The sequence below is a fragment of the Microcoleus sp. D3_18a_C4 genome (assembly GCF_036702415.1).
Taxonomy (GTDB): domain Bacteria; phylum Cyanobacteriota; class Cyanobacteriia; order Cyanobacteriales; family Microcoleaceae; genus Microcoleus.
The window spans coordinates 6,110-30,490 of sequence record NZ_JAUBTI010000048.1; the positions used below are offsets into that span (position 1 = coordinate 6,110).

The 24,381-nt window shown below is 45.8% G+C and carries 21 protein-coding genes; 7 read left to right on the forward strand and 14 right to left on the reverse strand.

Going from position 1 to position 24,381, the window contains the following annotated elements; genetic code table 11:
• The first annotated feature begins 199 nt into the window (after nucleotides 1-199).
• Nucleotides 200-3,817: an urea carboxylase gene (uca, locus tag QUB16_RS19950; protein ID WP_333318736.1), complete on the forward strand. Its 3,618-nt coding sequence runs from the start codon at nucleotides 200-202 to the stop codon at nucleotides 3,815-3,817.
• Between the two features lie 510 nt (nucleotides 3,818-4,327).
• Here the strand turns inward: uca and QUB16_RS19955 are convergent.
• From QUB16_RS19955 to QUB16_RS19975, 5 genes are all read right to left on the reverse strand, one after another.
• Complete coding sequence (locus tag QUB16_RS19955; protein WP_333318737.1) at nucleotides 4,328-5,116, reverse strand: class II glutamine amidotransferase; 789 nt, start codon at nucleotides 5,114-5,116, stop codon at nucleotides 4,328-4,330.
• A gap of 419 nt (nucleotides 5,117-5,535) precedes the next feature.
• Complete coding sequence (locus QUB16_RS19960) at nucleotides 5,536-6,432, reverse strand: thermonuclease family protein (RefSeq protein ID WP_333318739.1); 897 nt, start codon at nucleotides 6,430-6,432, stop codon at nucleotides 5,536-5,538.
• A gap of 96 nt (nucleotides 6,433-6,528) precedes the next feature.
• A complete protein-coding gene (locus tag QUB16_RS19965; RefSeq protein WP_333318740.1) occupies nucleotides 6,529-7,107 on the reverse strand; it encodes an ACP phosphodiesterase in 579 nt (192 codons plus the stop codon).
• A 3-nt stretch (nucleotides 7,108-7,110) separates the two neighbouring features.
• Nucleotides 7,111-7,446, reverse strand: a complete 336-nt coding sequence (locus tag QUB16_RS19970; protein WP_190740648.1) for a XisI protein — start codon at nucleotides 7,444-7,446, stop codon at nucleotides 7,111-7,113.
• Nucleotides 7,434-7,850 carry an element excision factor XisH family protein gene (locus QUB16_RS19975; RefSeq protein ID WP_333053641.1) on the reverse strand — a complete coding sequence of 139 codons (417 nt, stop codon included), beginning with the start codon at nucleotides 7,848-7,850 and terminating at the stop codon, nucleotides 7,434-7,436. Before QUB16_RS19975 ends, QUB16_RS19970 begins: the two co-directional genes overlap by 13 nt.
• Before the next feature lie 91 nt (nucleotides 7,851-7,941).
• Between QUB16_RS19975 and QUB16_RS19980 the strand changes: the two genes are divergently transcribed.
• Nucleotides 7,942-8,229, forward strand: coding sequence for a hypothetical protein (locus tag QUB16_RS19980; protein WP_096828764.1), 288 nt, complete (start codon nucleotides 7,942-7,944; stop codon nucleotides 8,227-8,229).
• Between the two features lie 106 nt (nucleotides 8,230-8,335).
• Here the strand turns inward: QUB16_RS19980 and QUB16_RS19985 are convergent, their stop codons facing one another.
• The 4 genes from QUB16_RS19985 to QUB16_RS20000 all read right to left on the reverse strand — a co-directional run bounded on the left by QUB16_RS19985 (nucleotide 8,336) and on the right by QUB16_RS20000 (nucleotide 11,852).
• On the reverse strand, nucleotides 8,336-8,590 hold the full coding sequence (locus QUB16_RS19985) for a hypothetical protein (protein WP_333318743.1): 255 nt from the start codon (nucleotides 8,588-8,590) through the stop codon (nucleotides 8,336-8,338).
• A gap of 314 nt (nucleotides 8,591-8,904) precedes the next feature.
• Entirely contained in the window at nucleotides 8,905-10,875 is a 1,971-nt protein-coding gene (gene acs, locus QUB16_RS19990; RefSeq protein WP_333318744.1) for an acetate--CoA ligase, read from the reverse strand.
• Nucleotides 10,876-10,996: 121 nt separating this feature from the next.
• Complete coding sequence (locus QUB16_RS19995) at nucleotides 10,997-11,359, reverse strand: DUF5615 family PIN-like protein (RefSeq protein ID WP_333318746.1); 363 nt, start codon at nucleotides 11,357-11,359, stop codon at nucleotides 10,997-10,999.
• Nucleotides 11,337-11,852, reverse strand: coding sequence for a DUF433 domain-containing protein (locus tag QUB16_RS20000; RefSeq protein WP_445251144.1), 516 nt, complete (start codon nucleotides 11,850-11,852; stop codon nucleotides 11,337-11,339). Before QUB16_RS20000 ends, QUB16_RS19995 begins: the two co-directional genes overlap by 23 nt.
• Nucleotides 11,853-11,957: 105 nt before the next feature.
• Between QUB16_RS20000 and QUB16_RS20005 the strand changes: the two genes are divergently transcribed.
• The 3 genes from QUB16_RS20005 to galT all read left to right on the forward strand — a co-directional run bounded on the left by QUB16_RS20005 (nucleotide 11,958) and on the right by galT (nucleotide 14,622).
• Nucleotides 11,958-12,617 carry a restriction endonuclease subunit R gene (locus QUB16_RS20005; protein ID WP_333318748.1) on the forward strand — a complete coding sequence of 220 codons (660 nt, stop codon included), beginning with the start codon at nucleotides 11,958-11,960 and terminating at the stop codon, nucleotides 12,615-12,617.
• A gap of 70 nt (nucleotides 12,618-12,687) precedes the next feature.
• Entirely contained in the window at nucleotides 12,688-13,347 is a 660-nt protein-coding gene (locus tag QUB16_RS20010) for a restriction endonuclease subunit R (RefSeq protein WP_333318750.1), read from the forward strand.
• Nucleotides 13,348-13,575: 228 nt separating this feature from the next.
• Nucleotides 13,576-14,622: a galactose-1-phosphate uridylyltransferase gene (gene galT / locus QUB16_RS20015; RefSeq protein WP_333318752.1), complete on the forward strand. Its 1,047-nt coding sequence runs from the start codon at nucleotides 13,576-13,578 to the stop codon at nucleotides 14,620-14,622.
• Nucleotides 14,623-14,877: 255 nt separating this feature from the next.
• Here galT and QUB16_RS20020 read toward each other — a convergent pair whose 3' ends face one another.
• Both QUB16_RS20020 and QUB16_RS20025 read right to left on the reverse strand, forming a co-directional pair.
• A complete protein-coding gene (locus QUB16_RS20020) occupies nucleotides 14,878-15,162 on the reverse strand; it encodes a hypothetical protein (protein ID WP_333318754.1) in 285 nt (94 codons plus the stop codon).
• Between the two features lie 155 nt (nucleotides 15,163-15,317).
• On the reverse strand, nucleotides 15,318-16,295 hold the full coding sequence (locus tag QUB16_RS20025) for an acetamidase/formamidase family protein (RefSeq protein WP_333318756.1): 978 nt from the start codon (nucleotides 16,293-16,295) through the stop codon (nucleotides 15,318-15,320).
• A gap of 323 nt (nucleotides 16,296-16,618) precedes the next feature.
• Here QUB16_RS20025 and QUB16_RS20030 point away from each other — a divergent pair, with 323 nt between their 5' ends.
• Nucleotides 16,619-18,412: a metallophosphoesterase family protein gene (locus QUB16_RS20030; protein WP_333318757.1), complete on the forward strand. Its 1,794-nt coding sequence runs from the start codon at nucleotides 16,619-16,621 to the stop codon at nucleotides 18,410-18,412.
• Between the two features lie 410 nt (nucleotides 18,413-18,822).
• Here QUB16_RS20030 and QUB16_RS20035 read toward each other — a convergent pair whose 3' ends face one another.
• Nucleotides 18,823-20,028, reverse strand: coding sequence for a DUF4336 domain-containing protein (locus tag QUB16_RS20035; protein ID WP_333318759.1), 1,206 nt, complete (start codon nucleotides 20,026-20,028; stop codon nucleotides 18,823-18,825).
• Nucleotides 20,029-20,283: 255 nt separating this feature from the next.
• Nucleotides 20,284-21,105 carry a Uma2 family endonuclease gene (locus QUB16_RS20040; protein WP_333318761.1) on the reverse strand — a complete coding sequence of 274 codons (822 nt, stop codon included), beginning with the start codon at nucleotides 21,103-21,105 and terminating at the stop codon, nucleotides 20,284-20,286.
• 119 nt (nucleotides 21,106-21,224) lie between these two features.
• Here QUB16_RS20040 and leuB point away from each other — a divergent pair, with 119 nt between their 5' ends.
• On the forward strand, nucleotides 21,225-22,310 hold the full coding sequence (gene leuB, locus QUB16_RS20045) for a 3-isopropylmalate dehydrogenase (RefSeq protein ID WP_333318763.1): 1,086 nt from the start codon (nucleotides 21,225-21,227) through the stop codon (nucleotides 22,308-22,310).
• 426 nt (nucleotides 22,311-22,736) lie between these two features.
• Here leuB and QUB16_RS20050 read toward each other — a convergent pair whose 3' ends face one another.
• Nucleotides 22,737-24,215, reverse strand: coding sequence for a bifunctional orotidine-5'-phosphate decarboxylase/orotate phosphoribosyltransferase (locus tag QUB16_RS20050; protein WP_333318765.1), 1,479 nt, complete (start codon nucleotides 24,213-24,215; stop codon nucleotides 22,737-22,739).
• Nucleotides 24,216-24,381 lie beyond the last annotated feature (166 nt).

The following is a 24,381-nucleotide window of genomic DNA, read 5'->3' on the forward strand; positions in this document are numbered from 1 at the left end:
GTTTTAGGGCGGGCTAGAAGCCCACCCCACAACAAAAATTAATGTTTGTGGAACAGGCATCTTGCCTGTTCTTCAGGATAGTTTTAGGGCGGGCTAGAAGCCCACCCCACAACAAAAATTAATGTTTGTGGAACAGGCATCTTGCCTGTTCTTCAGGCTAGTACAAGATGTAACTAGATACCAATCAGCAATTCCCTAAATGTTTAACAAAGTTTTGATTGCAAATCGCGGTGAAATAGCCTGCCGAATTATCCGCACCCTCGATCGCCTCGGAATTGCTTCAGTAGCAGTATATTCTGAAGCCGACGCCCGCGCCTCGCACGTTTTTGCCGCCAGCGAAGCCGTTTGTATCGGTGCAGCCGCCGCAGCCGAGAGTTATTTGCGGTTCGATCGCATTCTTGAAGTTGCGCGCCAAACAAAAGCTCAAGCTATTCATCCGGGTTACGGATTTTTGAGCGAAAATGCTGAATTTGCCGAAGCTTGTGCCAGCGAAAATATTGCATTTATCGGCCCGACTCCGACTCAGTTGCGCTGCTTTGGATTGAAGCACACCGCGCGGGAAATAGCCGCTGCAAATCAAGTGCCGCTAACTCCCGGAAGCGCACTTTTAGCAAGTTTGGAGGATGCCCAAAAAGCGGCTGGGGCGATCGGCTATCCGGTAATGCTCAAAAGTACCGCAGGCGGCGGCGGCATTGGTTTGCAGGCTTGTTTTGGCGATCGAGATTTGGCAGAAGCATTTGAAAAAGTACAGCGTTTGAGTCAAAGCAATTTTAAACAAAGCGGCGTTTTTTTAGAGAAATATATTCAAACAGCTAGGCACATTGAAGTCCAAATCTTTGGAGATGGCAAAGGCAATGTCATAGCCTTGGGCGAGCGAGATTGTTCGGTACAGCGACGAAATCAAAAAGTAATTGAAGAAACCCCCGCCCCTGCTATTACCGACGAACAGCGAAATCAGTTGTACAGTGCAGCAGTGCGGCTGGGAAAAGCGGTAAATTACCAGTCAGCCGGTACTGTTGAATTTGTGTTTGATGTCGAGGCGAAACAGTTTTATTTTTTGGAAGTCAACACGCGCTTGCAAGTCGAACACGGCGTTACTGAAGCTGTCAACAACATCGACCTCGTTGAGTGGATGGTAAAACAGGCTTCGGGGGATTTGTTCCCCCTGGAAGAGTACCGCTATCGGCCGCAGGGACACTCAATTGAGGTGCGAATTTATGCGGAAGATGCTGCTAAGAATTTTCAGCCGAGTTCCGGGTTGCTGAATCAAGTTGCGTTTCCCGAAAACGTCCGCTGCGACAGTTGGATAGAAACCGGAACCGAGGTTACTCCTTTTTACGATCCGCTGCTAGCCAAAGTAATCGTTTGCGGGGATAATCGAACGCAGGCGATCGTAAAACTAAAAGCTGCTTTAGATGCCAGTGAAATAGCGGGAATTGAAACTAATTTAGATTACCTCCGCCAGATTTTGGACGATTCCCGATTCAGCCGGGGCGAACTGAGCACGCGCTTTTTAAACTCTTTTGAATACGCACCTTTAACGATCGATGTATTGGATGGGGGAACCTACAGCAGCATTCAAGATTATCCGGGGCGGATTGGCTATTGGGATGTGGGCGTGCCGCCTTCAGGGCCGATGGATCATCTGGCATTTCGATCGGCAAATCGTTTAGTAGGAAATCCCGAATCGACAGCAGGATTGGAATTCACAGCCACAGGCCCAACTCTGCGCTTTAATGCTGATACAGTTATTAGTTTAACTGGTGCAACTATGAAGGGAACGCTAAACGGCGAATCGGTGCCGTTTTGGACAGCAATTCCCGTAAAAGCTGGCAGCATTCTCAAGTTAAAAGCCATTCAAGGCGGCGGCTACCGCACTTATTTAGCAGTCAAACACGGCTTTAATGTCCCCGATTATTTGGGCAGCAAATCAACTTTTGTACTGGGCAAATTTGGCGGACACGCGGGCCGCACGCTGCGTCCGGGAGATGTGTTAAAACTCAATCAAACGGCAACTCTGGAAGCGGAAATATCTTTGCCTCTCGAACTCATTCCCACCTACAGTAATAATTGGGAAATTGGTGTTTTGTACGGGCCTCACGGCGCGCCGGATTTCTTTACTGAGTCAGACATTGAAATGTTTTTCTCTACAGAATGGCAGGTGCATTATAACTCGACGCGGACGGGCATTCGGCTGATCGGCCCGAAGCCGACTTGGGCGCGTCAAGACGGAGGAGAAGCGGGTTTGCACCCGTCTAACATTCACGATAATGCTTATGCGATCGGCACGATCGACTTTACGGGCGATATGCCTGTAATTCTCGGTCTTGACGGCCCGAGTTTGGGAGGTTTTGTGTGTCCTGCTACTATTGTGCAGTCGGAATTGTGGAAAATCGGGCAACTGAAACCGGGGGACAGCATTCGCTTTCACTGTTTGAGTTTTGCGGAAGCTTTGCAGCGGGAAATAGCACAAAATAGGCAAATTGCTACTTTTAGTTTGCCTGTTTTTGGGGAAAATGCGGAGGAATTGCCCGCAGTTCCCGCTTCTCCAATTTTGCACGAAATTCCCGAATCTCCGGGACAGGTTGCTGTTACTTACCGTCAAGCTGGGGATAAATATATTCTAGTTGAATACGGCCCATTGGTGCTGGATTTAAATTTGCGTTTTCGGGCGCACGCATTGATGGAACAGTTGAAAGCAAATCCGTTGCCGGGTGTTATCGAATTAGTGCCGGGAATGCGATCGCTCCAAATTCACTTTGAGGGCCGCCAGATTTCGCAACAGCAGCTAATGCAGGCGCTGATTGCAGCGGAGGCGGAACTTCCGGCGATCGAGGATTTGGAAGTGCCGGCGCGAATTGTGCACTTGCCTTTATCTTGGGAAGATGAATCGACGCTGTTGGCCATTGAAAAATATATGCAGTCTGTGCGATCGGATGCACCTTGGTGTCCCAGTAATATTGAGTTTATTCGCCGCATAAACGGGCTTGACAGCATCGAACAAGTCAGAGAAATTGTATTTAATGCTAGCTATTTAGTGATGGGTTTGGGAGACGTTTATTTAGGCGCGCCTGTCGCAACTCCCCTCGATCCGCGCCACCGTTTGGTTACTACTAAATACAATCCCGCCCGCACTTGGACTCCTGAAAATGCAGTTGGTATTGGCGGCGCGTATTTGTGCGTTTACGGGATGGAAGGGCCCGGAGGTTATCAATTTGTCGGCCGCACGGTGCAAATGTGGAATCGGTTCAAACAAACGGCGGATTTCCAGTCTGGTAAACCTTGGCTTTTACGCTTTTTTGACCAAATCCGATTTTATCCGGTTTCTCATGAGGAATTGCACCGCTGTCGGGAAGAATTTATTGAAGGGAAGTTTAAATTAAAGGTTGAGGAAATCACTTTTAATTTGAGAGAATACAATGAGTTTTTGCATTCTATTGCGGGCAGTGCGGCTGAGTTTAAAGCGCAGCAGCAGGCCGCATTTAATGCAGAGCGCGATCGCTGGGCCGCTTCCGGGGAATTTGACGCTGAAGCTGCCGCAGAATCCTCGGCGGATGTGGGTTCGGAAACGGCGGCGGAGGTTACTTTGCCGATCGGCTGTGAGGCTGTTGTCGCTCACGTTTCGGCTAATGTTTGGCAGGTGCTGGTTAATGTGGGAGATGCGGTTGCTGAGGGCGATCGGCTGTTAATTTTGGAAGCGATGAAAATGGAAATTGCTATTACTGCTGATGTTGCCGGCACTGTCGCCCAATTGTTTTGTGAAAAGGGACAAACAGTGACAGCAGGACAAATTTTAGCGGCTATTCAACCGAATTAATCCCTCTGTTGTCAGTTCGGGGAAAGTAGAAGCCGTTGGATAGTTGGGGGATGATTTTGATTGTTTTGTGGGATGGGATATCGTAGCCAGTCAGGTGTATTTTCACTGAAGGCGGGACACCCCACAAGAATCATCATCAAATTGTGCAACCCCGGCTCATTTAATGAAGATTTAGCAGCAGTTAGGGCTTCAAAAGGGTGCGGATACATCAATCAAACAGGCTAGTGGGCGATCGCCCCCAAGTTTCCGCTGTCGGCAGTTTTTCAGAAGGCTTAGCCGCTGTCAAGCAATGGCCAATCTGGCTTCATAAATCAAGCTGCAAAGCTAGTCATTTAGCAGGTTCGGTGCTCTGTTTAGGCTTTAAATTTGTTTAAACTCACATCTTGCACCATTCTCAATAACAGGCAAGATGCCTGTTCCACAAAGAGTAGATTTTCTTGTGGAACAGGCCGGAAAGCCTGTTCCTAAAAAGCTTATTGACAATGGTGCAACATCTCTGTTTAAATCTCGTTAAATTAACTCTAGCAGCCCATAATGGATCGGCAAACCATCCTGAAATACCAGCAATTCTCCCGGCTGAATTTGCGTCCAAACTTCGTTATCAGTCAGCGGAAAAGTGGCAATAACAGCCACGCGATCGTCCTCGTGGGTCAATTCCCGAAAATCGACTGTTACATCTTCGTCGATCGAGTGAGCGCTAGCAAAAGGTGCTTGTCGCACAATATAATGCAGATTAGTAGAACAGTGTGCGAACAAGTGTTCTCCATCAGAAAGTAAATAATTAAAAATTCCGTACTCTGCCAAAGTTTTAGTAATTTCCTCCAGTACCGGGTAAATATCCGTGACAGCAGGCTTGCTTTGAGGAAAAGTGGAGCGCAGCTTTTCTAATATCAAACAAAAAGCTTTTTCGCTGTCAGTTTTGCCAACCGGCTTGTAAAATCCGGCACGTTCTGGATTAAAATTTTCCAGATTTCCATTGTGAGCAAACACCCAATAGCGCCCCCAAAGTTCCCGAATAAAAGGGTGGCAGTTTTCCAAAGCAATTTCGCCTTGAGTAGCTTTGCGGATGTGAGCAATGACGTTAGTTGAATGAATGGGATAGCGGCGCACTACTTCAGCAACCGGAGAAACAATCGCAGGTTTAGAGTCTATAAAAAGGCGACATCCCAAACCTTCAAAGAAAGCAATTCCCCAACCGTCTTGATGAACGTCGGTTTTGCCCCCTCTTGCAGAAAAACCCTCAAAAGAAAAGCAAATATCTGTTGGAACATTGCAGTTCATTCCCAGTAATTGGCACATAGCTTTTAAGTCTCTGGAGTTTGAATGGATGTCGCAGCTATTGGCAGCTACAGATTTGCGATGATAGTATTATAGTATGAATTGATTTAGCCTAATAAAAAAAATACAATAATTTTGGATGGTCAACCATAAGACCTCTTGCACAAATAACTAGGACGGGCTCTTCGGCCCATCCCACAAGAGTTATTTTTTCGTGTGGGATGGGCCGAAGAGCCCGTCCAATAAATTTATGAAAAGGACTTTTGCAAGAGGTCTATAATGCTAATTAAATTTTAAAAAATGCGTGAAGCCCAGCTATCCCGTTCGTTAAGCCAGCCCGTTGCGGTAGGGAATCGCTCAAAATTAAATCGCGTTCCCCGGAGAACAGTCTTCATCGTTCCATTTGTCCTGCAATTTTTTTAATTAAATTCATGTAAGATTCAATTTGGTGGGGGAAAATCTGAAAGTTGTTTGATATCCTTCAAAACTATTTGAGGCTTCCCTTTGTACTGTTCTACCTTCCCACTGACATACACATATCCCCGTCCCACACCCGCATAACGTTTCTCAATTAGCCGCTTCAATGGAGCCATCTCATCAGTTTCAGCATCTGGTATCCACAAATCTAATTTATGATACACAGAACCAGCATAAATTAGAGCGCTGCCGCCGATCCATTTATTAATCCCAGCCTCCAAATCGCAGAAAATAGTAAGAGATTGAGCTTTCTCAGAAGCAGCTAATATTTTCGGGTAGTGCAACCTCAAAGAAAGCGCTCCTGCTGTTGCTTCCGACAACCGAAACTCTTCAACAATCGAGCCTCGCATCGACCACCAAGGCAGTAAATTAGCATAGTTGCGAGAGGGGATTTTGGCATTGATAATCGGATTCCAAATCATCAGATTGTAAGCTTTTGCTGCCGATTCTGCCTCAGTCATTTGTCGGTGATATAATCTGGAGCGCCCGTATTTGACGAAGTAGGGACTCCAGCCTTCTTCAATCAGTTTAAGATTGTAATTTTCTCCATCTTTATGTACGTAACAGAGGAGACGCCCGTAGTTGTCGCGGTGTTTTTGTAGAGCCACTTCAACCGAATCGTCTGTATCAAATTCTATGTCAATTTGAGCAAGTCCGCCATCTGCTGTGGCGAAGTATTTTTTAGCCATTTCCGTACCTGCTTTCCCCGCCGCAGTTACAGGTTTGGAGCCTCCCGGATGACTTTCTTCTGTATCGACGCAAATCAGCCGCAGAGACTCGGTTTTGCCGTTGAGAGAAATTTTGATGCTGTCGCCATCAACTACTTTAGTTATTTGCAGGTTCGGAATTCTGGTTGCCATATTTTGAAACCTGTTGCATTTGAGATTTCATGCAGGTATCGCTTGGATTATACACGAGTTCGTTATCACTAGCAACTGTAATTTTTGTTGTTTGTATTAATATTTGTCAAGTGTGGCGTATTTTATCAAGTCGGGGAAAAAATCCCGAAAATCTGATTCTAAGCGCTGATAGTTAGCTGTCAAATCTTCTATGCCGCTTGCCAAGTTATTTGTCCGCTTGATTCGGGCCGACATTCTTGTAAGAGTGATGCCGATTTCGGCGATGTCCTGATAAGATGAAAGCAAGTCGCGGGCAATTATTGTGGGCAGTACCCGCTGGAGAGAGTCAGGTAATATATCGCGGTTGTCTTGCAGGATTTTATAGACATCCTGAGAAAAATCCCGGAGCGGAATTTCTGAATATTCCAGCCAATTTTTAGCCAAGAAGTGGTCGTAAAACACGTCAATCAAAACTCCAGCAAACCTGCGTCTATCGGCGCAAACAAGGCTTTTACTCGATCGCACTATTGGGTGAGAGTCCGTGTAGCTATCTACTTTGCGGTGCAAATCGATGCCTTTTCTAATTTCATCGGGATAAAGGTTGACAGCCGAACCTTTGACAAAATCTCCGAGGAGGTTGCCTATCAGGGATTCTGGCGTGCCTTTTGATAAGAATAGATGAGCCAAATAATTCATTAACTACACAACTGCATAACCTGTATGAGGTCTGACATCTGCGGGATGAAAACCTAAAACAATGGAATCCTTGGAAATTCCAGCAGCTACAAGTTCTTTCGTCACGCCGTATTCTGTCTCATCTCGCTGTACCCAAATCTTATCATCAATAATATCTATATGAACCAAACAGCCGTGAATTCGTTTGGCTTTATCCCAGCCTAAAGTAACTAGCAGGTAACAATCAGATTTTTCATCAAACACGGCTTTACAAATTATATCGCCATGAGAGTAAGGAATTTTTGTGTAAGGTTCGAGAACTGTTTTAATGGTGGTTCTAAAGTTAGCTAAAGTATCCATTTTACAATCGCCTCTTGATTTGGGTCGAATACAATCAGCTTGAGCTTTTCATCTTCAATCATTAATTGACCGATCGGTTCTTCAAATAGAGATTCATAGGTGATATCGCGAACAGCCAGATACAGCGTATGTTCTGGATAAGTTCTCTGAAGCACAGATCGATAAATAGTAAATTGTCCGATCGCCTCTCTCAAGTCCTGCATTTCTGAATCGCTGACAAAGCTTTTGACTTCCACAGCAATTTTCTGTTCTCCTCGTTCCGCTGCGAGCACCTGTTTTGCTCCCAGATCCACATACATATCTTTTTTCCCCCATTTCAGATGGAGAGGATCGTGAGTAATTATCCACCCATCATTGAGGAGAGATTTTTTAACTGTATTGTGGTAGAGGTCTAAAGCGGGCATAGAACAACACGAGCAATATAAGACTTCACGGTTATATAATAGCAAATTATGATGCAATTATCTTAAACCGCAACTACAAGGAGAAAGAATAATGGCTGTTCTAGAATGTGTAAAACCGGGTGCTAAACTCGGTCAAATTATTCTTGCCGTCGATCTGACTGTTGCCGGTGCAGTCGATCGCATTTTAGCAAAAATTCAAGACTTGGGATATGACCCAGAAATCCGCCATGTCAACTATCCGTCAGGAGTTCACGTCTTAGCAATTCTCAAAGACGAACAGCATTCTGAAGCAGTTGATGATGACTACTTGTTAGAGGATTGGCTACAGGTAAGGTCGGAAATTAACGCCGATGCCGTTCATCTGTGGCGCGGCAAATAAGCTGTTTTTGGTCGATCAATGAATCTTGGATAACAAAAGAGCGATCGCCTAACTGTAGTATGCGGGCGATCGCATCACAAATTTCTTTCAGAAGTAGTGTTGCAGCCTATTGAGAGCTATACTCACCAAATGTTGTCACATACCCCTTAACAGTAACTCCCATATCTAATTCCTCGTGATGAATAAGTAGGTTAGATAATTGGGCAATCAAAAATTCAATCTCGCGACGGTTCTCAAACTGGAGAAAAATACTGCTACCTTCACCCTTAATAATCACCGTTGGAATATCGCTGTCGTCTAACTGTGAATCAATATCTGGGATTATTTGTCTGATTTGCTCTTCAGTCCATATCTGACTCATTCCTCTATCTCCCGTTCACAAATACAGCGGTATGACTTACCACTCTTATTGAGAATGACACCGCAGAAAGTTATGTAGTTTTGCCACTTCCATTATAGCTGATATCTTGCACCATTCTCAATTACCTGTTTAGGAACGGGCAAGATGCCCGTTCCACAAAGAGTGAATTTTCTTGTGGAACGGGCATCTTGCCCGTTCTTGAGAATAGTGCAACATCTCAGTTATAGCTAACAATTAAACCAGACGAACGCAGATAAGATTATATCTGCGTTCATCCGCGTTAATTTGCCTACATCTGCGGTTAAAAAATCCCCCTACGCACCTCCCCGCAACTTATCCAAAACCGTCCGGTCTTCCAAAGTCGAAGTATCCCCAGAAACCTCTTGTCCCGCAGCTAAAGAACGCAGCAAACGCCGCATAATTTTACCGCTTCGAGTTTTCGGCAAAGCATCAGTAAATCGAATTTCGCCGGGACGGGCGATCGCCCCAATTTCCTTAACAACGTGCTGCTTCAATTCCTTAGCCAATTCATCGCTAGGTTGCTGCGAGTTGTCCAGCGTGACAAAAGCCACAATTTCCTCACCTTTAATCTCATCCGGTTTACCAACAACCGCAGCTTCCGCCACCGCTGGATGCGATACCAAAGCTGACTCGACTTCCATTGTGCCGAGTCGGTGTCCGGCCACATTAATTACATCGTCAACGCGGCCCATTACCCAGAAATAACCGTCTTTGTCCTTGTGCGCGCCGTCTCCAGCAAAGTACACGAATTCGCCATCTTTCGGGTGCAAATATTCCCAATAAGTGCGGCGAAAACGATCGGCATCGTTGTAAAGTGTCCGCATCATTCCCGGCCAAGGATGTTTCACCACTAAATAACCGCCACTTTCGTTAGTGACTGGTTCGCCATCTTGGTCAACAACATCGACCACAATTCCGGGGAACGGTAGGGTTGCAGAACCGGGTTTTGTAGGAATTGCACCGGGCAAAGCGGTAATCATAATTCCGCCGGTTTCTGTTTGCCACCAAGTATCGACGATCGGACAATTCGACTTGCCAATTACTCGTTGATACCACATCCAAGCTTCAGGGTTAATCGGTTCGCCGACGGTTCCTAACAATCGTAAAGATGACAAATCTCTGGCATTCGGCAAGTGTTCGCCCATTTTCATGAATGTTCTGATCGCAGTGGGTGCAGTATAGAAAACGGTGACGCCGTATTTTTCAATTACATCCCAAAAACAGCCAGGATTTGAAGGGCGAGGAGCACCTTCATACATTAAAGTTGTCGCACCGTTGGACAGCGGCCCGTAGACAATATAACTGTGTCCAGTAATCCAGCCGACATCAGCAGTACACCAGTAAACATCGGTATCTTGGAGGTCGAATATCCACTTGGTTGTCATGTGGGTATAAAGGTTATAACCACCGGTTGTATGGACGACTCCTTTCGGTTTGCCGGTACTGCCACTGGTGTAGAGTACGAACAGCATATCTTCGCTGTCCATCGGTTCGGCGGGACAATTTGCCGAGGCACCTTTTTGTAAATCGTGCCACCAATGATCGCGCCCTGGTTCCATGTCAATTTTCTGTTTGGTGCGCTGAACTACGAGAACGTTGGTAACGCTTGGTGTGGCATTATTTGCTAATGCTTTGTCTACTTGTGTTTTGAGGCCGACTGCAGCATCTTTGCGGAAGCCACCGTCAGCGGTGATGACGAGTTTTGCTTGGCCGTCGTTAAGTCGATCGCGCAAAGCTTCTGCACTAAAACCGCCAAAAACAACGCTGTGTACTGCACCGATTCTGGCGCAGGCTAGCATGGCGATCGCAGCTTCGGGAATCATCGGCATATAAATGCCGACGCGATCGCCCTTTTGGACTCCCAATTGTTTGATGACGTTCGCCATTTGGCAGACTTCGCGGTGGAGTTGCGCGTAGGTGAGGGTGCGCGAGTCTCCGGGTTCGCCTTCCCAAATCAGGGCGGCTTTATTTTTGCGCCAAGTGGTTAAGTGGCGATCGAGACAATTGTAGGAAATGTTAATTTTGCCATTGACAAACCATTTAGCAACAGGCGGTTGCCAGTCGAGCACGGTATCCCAGTTTTGGAACCAGTGCAATTCTTGGGTGGCGAGTTCTGCCCAGAAGGCTTGGGGGTCAGCTTTGGCTTTGTCGTAGAGGGCTTGGTACTCTTCTAGGCTTTTGATGTGAGCTTTTTGGGAGAATTCAGCGGGCGGCTGAAATAGGCGTTTTTCATGCAGAATTGATTCGATGGTATCTTGCGACATTGCTTTTAACTTTAACTTCGGTTAGTCTTTTTAACTATTGTTTGCATAAGTTGGAGCAAAAGTATGTTTATTTTCCTTAAGACTTTGGGGAAATTTGTAAATGTTGGGACTGTATTAGAAATTAGGGTAGCGGTAAATGCTCAATTTTATCTTGGTACTCATCATCAAACGATTCTTCATAAATCAAAATCAGTTCGTCAATATTTTGACCAATACTCAGCTTGGAATTTAGGATGAATATTCCAGGAATATGGCGATTTTGTTCTAGATGATCTGTTAAATGAACTGGCATAGACCGACGGTTGTTGGTAACAAGAATGAAATTGTGGATTTCGCACCAAATAAGAATTTCTGGATCGAGAGTTCCTTTGGAAGGTGCTGTTAGTTCTCCCACTGCTTGAACAACCATATCGGGATTGCGTCTGCGAATTTGATTGACATACGCAGGATCGACATTTTCATCAAAGAGATACTGGATTGGCATCAGCCTTTCTCCTTGCATCTCTTTCTGCTCTCAGTTTGCGGATTTTTTCATATACTGGACGAGGATTGCGACGTTGTTCTTCTCGCATTTTTTCTCCCCACTCCAGCCATTCGGTTATGTACTGACCGACTGCTTCTTTGTTGTGCAGGTAGTACAAAATGGTCGCATAAACTTGTTCCAGGGTGAGCGATGTATAAATGTTAGCGATTTCTTCGGCAGTTCGAGCGCGAAACAGGTATTCATAGAGAATGGTTTCGATGCCAATGCGAGAACCTTTGAGCCGAATATCATCTGGTCTGAGGAAGTTAAAGTAGTCTTCTAGTTGCGTGGTTTGGTGGTTGGCTTCATGAGATTGCTTCTCTTTATTGATTTCTGTTACTTCGGGAACCAGCACAATTACTTCTGCTCGGCTGTTGCGATATAACTTGAGCGGTTCACCAACGCACAATTGTCCTCGATCGTCGATCGTTGCCATCACTTTAATTGCTTTCATACAATCTACCCGATTTACAGGAGCGATATCTAGTATGATTATATCATAACAAATCTGATGGTAATGCTTTTATAATTGACATTAATCGCCGATCGCACTAAAGCCATGACACAAAATTTGGAAGCAAGCCAACTCTCGCTAAATGACGTTCGCCGCCTTCTCAAACTCCAAGAGTTAGAAGGAGAGGGCTTCAGTGATTTTTTCTCTCTGGAACTGCTGACAGAATCAGAACAGCAGGAACTATTAAAACTTAGAACTGACTTTCGACGCTACTTATCCGCAGGAAAAGTTTCAGAAGAACTCGTTAAGTTTTTAGTGCTTTCACCTTTGATGAGATTAACAGGATTTTTTGATATTCCGATCGTGCTGACAATGGAGGATAGTATACCCATTGAGGTTAAGGATGGAGATACTTTAATTAAGGGGCGGTTGGATATTTTAGCAGTAAATCAGCCGGATGCGGAGATAGGGGCGGCGCAGTTTTGGATTTTGGTAGTGGAGGCGAAAAATAGTGCGATCGCCCCTTTGGCCGGTTTACCACAATTGCTGACTTATGCTTATAAGAGTTTGCAGCAGCAATCGTCCGTTTGGGGATTGACTACGAATGGCGAAAGTTATCGGTTTGTGCGGGTGACGCGGGGGAATCCTTGCACTTATCAGATTTTACCAGAATTGAATTTGATTGACAGAGAGCGAGCGCTCTTGTTGGCGCAAGTTTTGAAAGCGATTTGCAAGTTACAGAACGTGCAGTTGCAGTTGGCGTAAACAGGAACGATCTAACATTTTATTGCACCATATAATATGGTTAACTGGATAAGCCGATCGCACTAAAGCCATGACCCAAAATTTAGAAGCAAGCCAACTCTCGCTAAATGACGTTCGCCGCCTTCTCAAACTGGAAAGACAAACAGGAGGAGGTTTTACTGATTTTTTCTCTCTGGAACCTCTGACGGATTTTGAACAGCAGGAATTATTGCAAATCAGCAATGACTTTTGGCGCTATCTAGAAGTGGGAAAGGTTTCTGAAGAATTGGTTAAGTTTTTGTCACTTTCACCGTTAATGAGATTAACGGGATTTTTTAAAGTTCCTGTGGGGCTGACAATGGAAGATAGCATCCCGATCGAGGTTGAGGATGGGGATACTTTAATTAAAGGGCGGTTGGATATCTTAGCCGTAAATCAGCCGGAGGCAGAGCTCGCGGCGGCACAGTTTTGGATTTTGGTAGTCGAGGCGAAAAATAGTGCGATCGATCCTTGGGCCGGTTTGCCGCAATTGCTGACTTATGCTTATAAAAGTTTGCAGCAGCAATCGTCTGTTTGGGGATTGACGACGAATGGACGTAACTATCAGTTTGTGTATCTGACGCGGGGCAATCCTTGCACTTATCAGATTTTACCGGAATTGAATTTGATTGACCGAGAGCGATCGCTCTTGTTGGCGCAAGTGTTGAAAGCTATTTGCAAGTTGCAGAATGTGCAGTTGCAGTTGGCTTAATCTCTGCGGTTAAAATCTGTGCTTACCCGTACTGCCGAGACAGATATTCTGTACCAGTTTAGTCCTAATCGCCCTCTATCGTCGATGCCAACTGTTGTTAACTTCTGTTGGGAACTGGTGGAACATTTAGAAATCAAGATTTGTTAAAAAAATGTAAGAGCTAGTGACAGAATACAAATTATTCTATACAATGATCAACGGTTAAACCCTGCAACTGAAGGTAAAAAAGTGTCTGAACTTAGACAAAATTTAATTACCAGAGATTGGGTAATCATCGCCACCGAACGGGCGACAAGACCGGATCAATTCGCTAACAAAAAAAAGTGCCAAATAGTAGTGCCACCGCACCGCGCCGATTGCCCGTTTTGCGTGGGAAATGAAGAAGACGGAACCTTAGAAACTTGCCGTTTGGGCGATTCCCTACGGGATAGCTTCGCTTCACGCACTGGCTGGAAAGTCAGGGCAATTCGCAACAAATATCCCGCCCTCTCCCCGACAGCAGAATGGATGAGGATATCATCGGGAATTCACCGCACGATGGCGGGAATCGGCGTTCACGAAGTAATTGTCGAACATCCGCGACACGATTTGACAACAGCTTTGTTGAGTGTTGAAGAAGTTGCAAACATACTTTTAGTATACCGCCAGCGCTATGTAGAAATTAGAAAAAATCCCCACATTGAAACAATTATTATCTTCAAAAATCACGGGGAAACTGCCGGAACTTCTCTCGAACACCCCCACTCGCAGATAGCAGCGACGCCCGTTGTACCCAGCCAATTTCGCAGCCGCATCGACGAAGCTATTAGATATTTTGACGACACCGGAGAATGTCTGTTTTGTCGGACTTTGGAAGATGAATTAGCGGCGAAGGAAAGAGTGATTTGTGAGAGTGAACATTTTGTGGCTTTTATCCCTTACGCTGCACTTTCACCCTTTCACACTTGGATTTTTCCGCGTCGGCATTCCTCTTCGTTTGATGAAATTACTGATGCGGAAATTACCGATCTTGCTGATACTTTGAAAACTGTACTGGCTAAGCTTTATTACGGATTGAACAATCCCGATTACAACTATAATATTCGATCGGTGCCGATCGCCGAAGGGGGAACAAAATACTTTCACTGGTATATCGCCATTATTCCCAGAGTCACCAAGCAAGCTGGGTTTGAGTTGGGCAGCGGGATGTTTATCAATACTGCTTTGCCCGAAGAAAGTGCGGCTTTTTTGCGATCGATCGAAATTCCTAGCGACAGTAATTTCCCCCCCATCTAAAGTATCCTACATCACCATACCTCAAATTTACTTCAAATGGGGGTAGGAAATGCACGCAGCTACTCCCAGTTGCGAGTCTGTGTTGGGGGAGGAAACTAATATTATTGGAGATTTGAGATTTGAGATTAAAGAATTGGGAATAACTCACGATCTAATGGTTTAGATCATCGGCCTAAAGTTGGATTCTTTTTTTAAACTGGTATAACTTACGCTCTCAAGTTATGAACGTACAAATACTTATGGATTTTACCAAACTCACAATAAACTTTCGACATATTGCCAGCCGTCGTCGCTAAAAGTAGCTCTCAACATATCTCTAATTTTGGCATCGATCGATAAGATTCCCTCTCCAGAGTCACCATTCTCGCCGATTTCGCAACTGTCATCAGACATATGTTCTTGGATGAGGGCCAGAGTATCGGCGAAATTAGCCAGAAAATAATGTTCGTGCACCCACGCTGTCGGATCTGGTATTGCTGCATTCCCAAAAGCTCGATCGACTAAATCTTTTTTGGCAACATCGTCAGTCTGGTTTTTCATGTTGAGCTCGATTTAGGTAGAACTGGTAACTTTTCCATTTTAAGCTTAATTGTCAACACGATCGCGATCCCGATCGACCACAGCAGTGACAAATTTGTGTATTGTGTGCGATCGCGATCCTAATTTTTTGGTCGATCGCGTGTTATTATGCTCGCTCACACTCCGTGACCAATAATTTTCACCTCTGGTAAAATACACTTGGGCATCATTCCGTGAACTCCTTTTTGAGGATTGTTGACAGCCTGCGTAATCCGAAAATTAACCGCAAGCGAACAGAAAACATAAGCATCTTCCTCTTGGAAACCTGCAAACTTTTGCAGCCAATAAACCGTCTGTTTTACCGCCATCTCAAACGCTTCATCTAATGTTCTACCAAATCCCATAATCACAATATGAGTGGGCGTTTCCGCAAACGGAAATATCAGAAATAAATCCTTGCGTAAGATGATTTGAATAGTCCCCTTCATCGAAGTTTCAATGGCCGTACCGTCAACTTCACCATCTCCTTGTGCCGAATGTCCGTCGCCGATGGACAGTAAACCGCCCCGCATAAAAACCGGTAAAAATAACCGCGTTCCTGGTTGGAGTTCCTGATTGTCCATATTGCCGCCGTAGCGCTCTGGAGGAATAGAAGAACGGTTGATTTCTGCATTGGCAACGCCGATAATTCCAAAAAAAGGATGCAGGGGAATCCCAAGGCGGCTACCTGGGGGAAATTCAGCAATGTTTTGCTCTAAATCTAGCGGAATAAACCGCAATTTAGGGTCGGGAAAATACTCCGGTAAAGCTCCCCATCCCGCGCGAATTGCATTAAATCCTACTGGTAAACTGGGGTAAACATCCTCAATGTGAATTTCTAAAACGTCTCCTGGTTCGGCGTTGTTAACATAAATCGGGCCTGTCAGCAAGTGGGGCCCCGGCCCAACTTTGCGGTTGGGAGGCAAATTCTGACAAATATCTAAAAATTCGGGGGTGAGAAATTCCGGCGGCGCTTTGTCAGCAACATAATATCCTGAATAGGTTTCGATATCGATGCGATCGCCCGAATCGACAGTTAAAGCAGGTTCGAGCTTCGGAGAAAAACCGCCCAAGTGTACGGTTTTGCAGTTAGCCTTGAGAATGTGGCGAGTCATGGGATTTTAGATTTTAGATTTTAGATTTTAGATGGAAGGAAGGGTGTTAAGAATGTTATATCGCAAGTCTCAATCATTTTTGAGAATTTTTTTAATGAACCACAGAGGGCGCAGAGGGCGCAGAGAAAGAGAATGGAGAGATTGGAAGATGTGAAAAAATAGTTGAGGTTTGTTAGATGTGAGATATTCTACTAATTTCTTAACTTGTTGATAACCTGGGTAGTTTAAAATTTAAAGTGGGTGTCGCGGGTTTATATGTATTGGGGTGGGGAGTTCTGTTTGGCTGGTGCAACCCGCCCTTACAAACTAATGACTAATGAATTATGTTAACACCATTGCCCAACCAAGTAGGAAATCCCAAAGGTTATTCTCGCAATCCCTGGTTTTTTGCTGTTTTGATTTTGATTGTCCTCTTGCTAGGTTTCCTTATGCAATCTTATCTTAACAAACCTCAGCTTTTAACCGATCCGTTTTTGCAAGTCCCAACAGCAAACTCGGTGCGAGTTGTCTGGTTTACCGAGTTTTCTGGTACTCGCAATACTGTTGCTTACGGCGAAAATTTGAATCAAGTTGTGACGGCAAATACTACCAAGCTAAGCCGCAGTCGCGAAGACAAAGACTCGCGCATTTCCGATGAAATTAAACAAAGCATCATTGACAGCAATCCAATTGTCCGCGACATCTGGCGCCACGAAGCAGAAGTCTCCAATTTAATGCCCGGTGCTCGCATTCCTTATCGAGTCACCAGCCAAAGGAAAGACGGCGCATCTGTCAGCAGCAAAGTTTTCACTCTTTCTCCGACACCAGCAGCAGGAATGCCGCTCAAAATTCTCCTCACTTCCGACCATCAATTGATGCCTATGACAGCAGCAAATCTCCAGAAAGTAGCCGAAACAATGGGGAGAGTTGACGCGGTTTTTATGGCAGGGGATTTAATTAATATACCCGATCGCGCTTCGGAATGGTTTGACGACTACCGAGGCCGGGCATTCTTTCCCGCGCTGCAAGGTCGCGCATTTTCCGAACTCGACAAAAACGGCATCAAAACCGTTTACAGCGGCGGCGAACTGATCCAACACGCGCCTTTATTTCCCGCCATTGGCAATCACGAAATCATGGGTCGCTTTGCAACCAACAGCAAACTCGATGACCAATTTAACGATCCTTTTCCCCGCGCCGCTGCGGAGAAAATATACGCTCAACGTGCTGCCTCTTTGAATCCTAGTAATGACTCTTCAGTGCGGGAAATATGGCTGAAAAACAATAGTTTTAATAGCGATACCTATGACGAAATTTTCAATTTACCTGGAGGCAAAAATTACTATGCTGTGACTTTTGGGGACGTGCGGTTAGTGACTTTGTACGTGGCGAATATCTGGCGGACTCCGAATTTAGATCCGCGTGCCAGAGGCAGGTATCGGGAACGAGACGGAGATTTTAATAATCCCGAAAAATGGGGATCCGGACAGCATATTTTTGAGCCGATTGTCAAGGGCAGCGCTCAATATAATTGGCTGCAACAAGAGTTAAAGAGTGCGGAATTCCAGCAGGCAAAATATAAAATTGTGATGTTTCACTACCCGCCGCATTCTCTGGGTGACAATATTGTACCTGCTTATACCGATCCAGTGCAAATAGTCGATCGCGCTCTCGATGGCGAGATTAAAATGGTGCGTTACGAGTATCCGAAACAGCAAGATTATCTGATTCGGGATGTAGTGCCGCTACTAGAAACAGCGGGGGTGCAGTTGGTATTTTACGGACATTCGCACTTGTGGAATCGGTTTGTAAGTTCCAGCGGAATGCACTTTTTGGAGAGTTCTAATGTGGGCAACAGTTACGGTGCTTTTGTGGGGGAAAAGCGCCGATTTGTGCCGCCGGCATATCGGGAAGATTACAGCGCTATTGGAGACCCGAACGGATTGGAACCTGTGGTGCCGACTGTTGCGCCTTTGTTGGCAGAAGACGGGCGGCCGCTGCCATATATTGATAGTAATGATATTACGGCTTTTACTATTTTTGATACGGGGGAGGGTACGGTTAGCAGCTACTATTTTGATACGCGGAAACCGGAGTCGGAAGTGGTGAAGTTTGATGAGTTTAAGTGCGAAAGGTAAGGGCACGGTATTGCTGTGTCCCTAGAGATATCTGAGTGAACAGAGATGTTGCACTATTCTCAATTACCTGTTTAGCAACGGGCAAGATGCCCGTTCCACAAGAAAATTGAGTTTTGTGGAACAGGCATCTTGCCTGTTCTTGAAAATGGTGCAAGATGTAAAATTAAACTGAGATGTTGCACTATTCTTAATTACCTGTTTAGGAACGGGCATCTTGCCCGTTCCACAAGAAAGAAATTCATTCTTTGTGGAACAGGCATCTTGCCTGTTCTTAACAATGGTGCAAGATGTAAGATTAAACCTTTCTCAATTAGCTGTTTAGCAACGGGCAAGATGCCCGTTCCACCAAACTCAATTTTCTTGTGGAACAGGCATCTTGCCTGTTCTGAACAAAGGTGCAAGATGTAAGATTAAACCTTGTCTTTCGCAGGCGGAACCAAACCTGTTTTATTCAAACCCGCATCAATCTGCCTGAGCAATTTAAAATCGTCTTCGGGTAAGGAATTAACAGGCGAGTGTTTTTCCAGAAACGAGAATGCTTGCCGAAATTCACGCGGCCGGGAGTCGATCGCACCATCGAAGTGACAAGGTACAATTTTTTCAAAGTCCCAACTCGCCACTTGATCCACCCAATCGAGAGTTTCCCTCGGCGCGCGGTTGAGAATCAAAGTCTGCAAAATCGGCGCGACAAACAACCGCCCCCCTCCCCGCAAAGCCTCAAAAGATCGCTCCCAATGTGTTTTCCACTTGAACGGATACAACCCGAAATAAGCTTTTCTAGAGCGTTCTGGCGCTTTGCGTGCGCTGGCAAATACCTCCGACCACGGCGGCACTTCCAGCACGCTAGGCGTAAAATACATGGCAAATAAGGCGATTCTCTGCCACCCTTTGCGCCGATTTTCGTGGGTGTCTGCCACCGTGTCCGAGGCGCTGTCTTTGGCGTGAAACAGCAGCGGGTACGAGTCGAGTTGGACGATCGCGGGCGGATTTTCGGGAATGGAAACTATGGAATCTGTTAACATCAGTGTGCGCGATCGTCTGTGAAATAACGCAACTTCAGCAAATCTGCCCAAACCGAGGTCGAGGGGGCCGAGAATTGCCCAGTCAAATTGATCGGCTAACGGCGTGTTGCTGCTGTCAAAGGGCAGTACAGAGGTGCGTTTCGCGGGCAAACCCAGCCAACTCAGCGGCAAATTCACCGGGAAACTCCACTGCTGCGGGGCGACAAACACCTGCGCTTCGGGAAAACACCTCGCAAAGGGGCCGACAAAAACTTTGTGCTCGATGCCCGAAACCGTTGTCAGCAGGATGTACTTAACCTCGCCGTGCTCTGCTACTAACTCTTTTACCAAGCGGATGCACTCAGGAGTCGGTGCAACGGGGGCGTATACGAGAAGGCCTTCGGGTTCTAGTTTAATTACCGTCATCCGAATCGGGACGACTACGTAGAAAATGCCTTGTAGTTGGTCAAAAGTCCAGATTGTATCCTTGACTATTTCCTTGCGGATGGTGCGCCGCTTGCTGTAGGGATAGAGGGGGACAACTGGCCAAAAGGCCCAAGAATAGTCCCTAGAATCAATCTCTTCTGATGTTGGTATGCCTTCGCCCTCTGCCACTGGTGCGACTCCTTGCCGATTTTTTTGTACGTGCGTGCGATCGAACTATTTTTATCTTATTTCACTCCTGTTGCGCGGATTCGAGGAGTTGAAAAGGGGTTTCACCAGGCCTGGGTGCGAGAACTATTAAACTGATATCTTGCACCATTTTCAGCAACAGGCTGTCCGGCCTGTTCCACAAGAAAATTTATATTTTGTGGAACAGGCATCTTGCCTGTTCATAAAAGGCTAATTGATAATGGTGCAACATATGAGTTAAACCAACTGTTCCGGATCGATGCCTAACTCCCGCAACCGCGCCGCTAGTCTTTCCTCTCGCTGTTGAGATTCTATGAGTTGCTGTTGAGCTTCAATTACTTGCTGTTGAGATTCTATCAGTTGCCGTTCCGCCGCCGTCGCCCTTTCCCCCGGACTTAAAATCAACCCTCCTTGGGCCGTAAACCAGCGCAACCACAACCGATTCATACTCTTATAAGTGCCTTGCCACCAACCTAAACTCAACTGCAACTCAGGAATAAATAACTGCCCATCAATTAATTCTGCAGGTTCATAGTGGCCTCCTACAAGATGAAAAGCTCGCAATTCATCCGTGTAGCGACTGAACACAAAATAGTAAGGAATCCGCAAAATTTGTTCATAAACTTGCCACTTAGTCGGCGGTTCCCCAGCTTGCTGAACAGTCCGCCCTAAATCTTCATCTTCAGTGCCCGGCGATAGCAATTCCACCACCACAAACGGATTTACCCGTTCTTGCCACACTACATAACTCAAACGCATATCGCGCCCTTGATAAAGCCTTGGCACACCCACCGCAGCAAACCAATCCGGGCGTTTATGCCAGCGCGGTTGTGTTGCATCGTAATACAAATTTAGGTCGCTGGCTGTAAAGACTTGTTCCGCATCCCATCCCGGCGGCAAAAACGTGAATTCCAAGAGTTGCGGCTGATCTAAATGAAATGTATCTGGCAAACCGGGCTCCTTTGGGTCTTCGCTAGGTAAATCATACATTGTTGGCAAACTCTGCCGGGGGTCAAGAGGCGGTTCAGCTTGAGCAGGCGGGTAAGTCGGGAATGTCATAATAAATTCTGAGGTTGCTTATCCTGATATGATTATAACCTTGTGAGAATGTCTTGCATTTTCAAAGAATTCCCATTAACTCTCAATCTCAAATCTCAAATCAAAACTCCAAAATCGATATGACTCAAAACTACCGCATCACTCTTTTACCAGGAGACGGCATCGGCCCTGAAATTATCGCTGTGGCGGTAGATGTCCTGAAACTTGTCGGTCAACAATTGGACATCGGCTTTGAATTTCAAGAAGCTTTAATGGGCGGCGCTGCTATTGATGCAACAGGCAATCCGCTGCCAGAAGAAACACTGGAAAAATGCCGCCACTGCGATGCAGTATTGTTAGCAGCCATTGGCGGTTACAAGTGGGATAATTTGCCCCGCGAACAGCGCCCGGAAACAGGATTATTAGGACTGCGCGCCGGATTAGGATTATTTGCAAATTTGCGTCCTGCGACTATTTTACCGCAATTGGTTGATGCTTCTAGTTTGAAACGGGAAGTTGTCGAAGGCGTGGATATTATGGTCATCCGCGAACTCACAGGCGGCATTTACTTCGGCAAACCGAAAGGCATTTTTGAGACGGAAACAGGCGAAAAACGCGGTGTCAATACGATGGCTTACACCGAGTCGGAAATTGACAGAATCGGGCGAGTGGCTTTTGAGACGGCCAGGAAGCGGGGGAAAAGGCTGTGTTCCGTTGATAAAGCGAATGTTTTGGATGTTTCGCAACTGTGGCGCGATCGTATTATTGCCCTTTCTTCAGAATACCCTGATGTCGAACTTTCTCACTTCTATGTTGACAACGCAGCCATGCAGTTAATTCGCTGGCCGAAACAGTTCGATACAATTGTCACCGGCAATTTATTCGGCGACATTCTTTCCGATGCGGCGGCGATGTTAACTGGTAGTATTGGGATGCTGCCTTCTGCTAGTTTGGGAGCAAGCGGGCCGGGAGTTTTTGAACCCGTGCACGGTTCCGCACCCGACATCGCGGGACAAGATAAAGCAAATCCCATCGCCCAAGTTTTAAGCGCGGCAATGATGCTGCGCTACGCCTTAAATCAACCGGAAGCTGCTAATAAAATCGAGCAAGCCGTTGTCGAAGTTTTGGATCGAGGTTATCGCACTGGCGATATCATGTCGGAAGGCATGAAACTCGTCGGCTGTCGGGCGATGGGCGATGCTTTAATTGAAGTTTTGCAAGGTTGATTTATTTACCTTGTGGGGGCGGGTTTTACCAATAATATTCGACGCACACGCACAATCTCATAAACCCGTCCCCACACAACTAATAACCTTTGATTGAAGTTTTGTAAAGTCGATCGCATAGCGTGGTAGGGGCGGGTTTTACGAATAATATATAACGATTACCAACAATCTAGATAAACCCGCCCCCACCCCACCAATAATCCACATCAACCTGAAATTTGTATTGAATGTTAAGATGTAGGTGATGATTGTTTGTTGGGTTGGGCGGGTTTATGAGATTTTTTGTTTTAGGCAATTATGGTTGGTAAAACCCGCCCCTACAGGAATGGGGTTTTAATGTTCCGCAGTACATTGAGGGCGGGTTTATAAGATTATTAATTTTTGGCGATTATGGTTGGTAAAACCCGCCCCTACAGGAATTGGGGTTTAATGTTTCGCAGTCAAAAGATTGAATTGCTCGGTATCAATGCGATTTGCTCGATACAAAACTTCAGCTATTTCCGAAAGCGCTAAAACAGAATGGGCGCGATAACCGTTGGCCTGCATCTTATCTTTGACTCCCTGTTCGTGGTCGATTAATACCACGATATCTTCAACATTCAAGCCAGCCGATTTTAACTTAGCCGCGCCTTCCATCACGCTTTTGCCACTAATCAAAATATCATCGACTACGACAATCGTTTCTCCTGCCTGAAAATGCCCCTCAATTAATTTGCCTGCACCGTAAGTTTTCACCTCCTTGCGCGGGAAAATCATCGGGCGTTCCATCCGCAAGGCTAAACCGGTTGCTGTGGGTAAAGAACCGTAGGGAATTCCCGCAATGCGATCGAATTTTAAATCCTTGAGAATGTCTGCATAAGCGCTGACAATTTGATGGAAAATCTGCGGAATTGAGATAATTTTCCGCAAGTCGATGTAATATGGAAATACGGCGCCCGATGCTTGTACGTGGTCGCCAAAAACTACGCAGCCGATGTCATAAAGTTGCAAGATTAAATCGCGGTGAGGTTCCGGTTGCAAAAAGCAAACATCGGGCAGCCACAGTTCGCAAGTGGGGCTACCTTCGATCGCCCGCAGCCTCTGTTTATTAATATTATCCCGCAATTTCTCAATTTCTCGGCGCGGCTCTTTCTCCGCTAATAAACTTGGGGGGACTGGCAGCAGCAAACCGTCACCATTCTTGCTTAAACCGGCCGCCAGCAGTTGTGCGAGGTCGTTTTCTTCTGTGAGGTCATTTTCTTCGGCGATGTCTCCTTCGACTAAAATTAGGCGTTCTGGAGCTTCTTTGCGGATGCGAGCTAACATATCCGGCATTACTCCTACTTCTAAACCGAGTTTTTCGGGAGTTCCCCAAGTTTGAGAGAGTCGGACTAATTGCAAGTAAAAAGGGTTGTTTGGGGTCGGGTATTCTTGCAAATCCGCCGCTGACGGGTTGGCGCTGGCACAGAGGACAAAAACTGTTTTTCCAGCGTATAACAAAAAAGGCGCTACTTGGTCGAATCCGGCATAGGGACTTAAGGTAATAGCGTCAACTCGCCAGTCTTGAAATACTATTTTGGCAAACACTGTGCTGGTATTTAAATCGCAGTGTTTGGCATCTAAAATTACTGGCAGGTGAGGGGGAATAATGTTTAAAATTTCTTGCAGCAATGCCCAACCGGGAATACCGAGAGATTGGTAAAAACCGAGGGTGATTTTGCAGGCACAGATTAAATCGGCTGTTTCGTCGATCGCACTTTTTAGCTTTGACAACAAATCAGTTACAAAAGTTTGAGTCTCTTCCCCAGTCATGGAAACCTGCGGGGGCAAGGTTTCCGGGTCGGGGTCGAGGGCTAAATACAGCAAACTTTGATTGGTTTCAACAGCCGCTAACAGTTTATCGAAAAAGTTGGTTCGATCCGTCATAGTGTGTTATGGAGGTAAGGGGAATTTAAAAAATTGCAGGTCAAAGTGGGATTGGTGTTGTGCCGGAAGAAACCGATCCCCGTTGAAATTGAAATTAAGAATCTTTTAAAATTGTAGAATGTAAAGAGCAGGAAATCTGTAACTTTGGGAGCAGTTTCATGGGGAA

Excerpts from the sequence above, each read along its gene's own strand:
- QUB16_RS19980 (WP_096828764.1), top strand. The coding sequence starts at position 7,942 with ATGGCTGTTCTAGAATGTGTAAAACCGGGTGCTAAACTCGGTCAAATT.
- QUB16_RS19955 (WP_333318737.1), bottom strand. The coding sequence starts at position 5,116 with ATGTGCCAATTACTGGGAATGAACTGCAATGTTCCAACAGATATTTGC.
- QUB16_RS20010 (WP_333318750.1), top strand. The coding sequence starts at position 12,688 with ATGACCCAAAATTTAGAAGCAAGCCAACTCTCGCTAAATGACGTTCGC.
- QUB16_RS20000 (WP_445251144.1), bottom strand. The coding sequence starts at position 11,852 with ATGAAAGCAATTAAAGTGATGGCAACGATCGACGATCGAGGACAATTG.
- QUB16_RS20025 (WP_333318756.1), bottom strand. The coding sequence starts at position 16,295 with ATGACTCGCCACATTCTCAAGGCTAACTGCAAAACCGTACACTTGGGC.
- QUB16_RS19995 (WP_333318746.1), bottom strand. The coding sequence starts at position 11,359 with ATGCCAATCCAGTATCTCTTTGATGAAAATGTCGATCCTGCGTATGTC.
- leuB (WP_333318763.1), top strand. The coding sequence starts at position 21,225 with ATGACTCAAAACTACCGCATCACTCTTTTACCAGGAGACGGCATCGGC.
- QUB16_RS19970 (WP_190740648.1), bottom strand. The coding sequence starts at position 7,446 with ATGGATACTTTAGCTAACTTTAGAACCACCATTAAAACAGTTCTCGAA.
- QUB16_RS20020 (WP_333318754.1), bottom strand. The coding sequence starts at position 15,162 with ATGAAAAACCAGACTGACGATGTTGCCAAAAAAGATTTAGTCGATCGA.
- QUB16_RS20005 (WP_333318748.1), top strand. The coding sequence starts at position 11,958 with ATGACACAAAATTTGGAAGCAAGCCAACTCTCGCTAAATGACGTTCGC.
- uca (WP_333318736.1), top strand. The coding sequence starts at position 200 with ATGTTTAACAAAGTTTTGATTGCAAATCGCGGTGAAATAGCCTGCCGA.
- QUB16_RS20040 (WP_333318761.1), bottom strand. The coding sequence starts at position 21,105 with ATGACATTCCCGACTTACCCGCCTGCTCAAGCTGAACCGCCTCTTGAC.
- QUB16_RS19960 (WP_333318739.1), bottom strand. The coding sequence starts at position 6,432 with ATGGCAACCAGAATTCCGAACCTGCAAATAACTAAAGTAGTTGATGGC.
- QUB16_RS19985 (WP_333318743.1), bottom strand. The coding sequence starts at position 8,590 with ATGAGTCAGATATGGACTGAAGAGCAAATCAGACAAATAATCCCAGAT.
- acs (WP_333318744.1), bottom strand. The coding sequence starts at position 10,875 with ATGTCGCAAGATACCATCGAATCAATTCTGCATGAAAAACGCCTATTT.
- QUB16_RS20030 (WP_333318757.1), top strand. The coding sequence starts at position 16,619 with ATGTTAACACCATTGCCCAACCAAGTAGGAAATCCCAAAGGTTATTCT.
- QUB16_RS19975 (WP_333053641.1), bottom strand. The coding sequence starts at position 7,850 with ATGCCCGCTTTAGACCTCTACCACAATACAGTTAAAAAATCTCTCCTC.
- QUB16_RS20050 (WP_333318765.1), bottom strand. The coding sequence starts at position 24,215 with ATGACGGATCGAACCAACTTTTTCGATAAACTGTTAGCGGCTGTTGAA.
- QUB16_RS19965 (WP_333318740.1), bottom strand. The coding sequence starts at position 7,107 with ATGAATTATTTGGCTCATCTATTCTTATCAAAAGGCACGCCAGAATCC.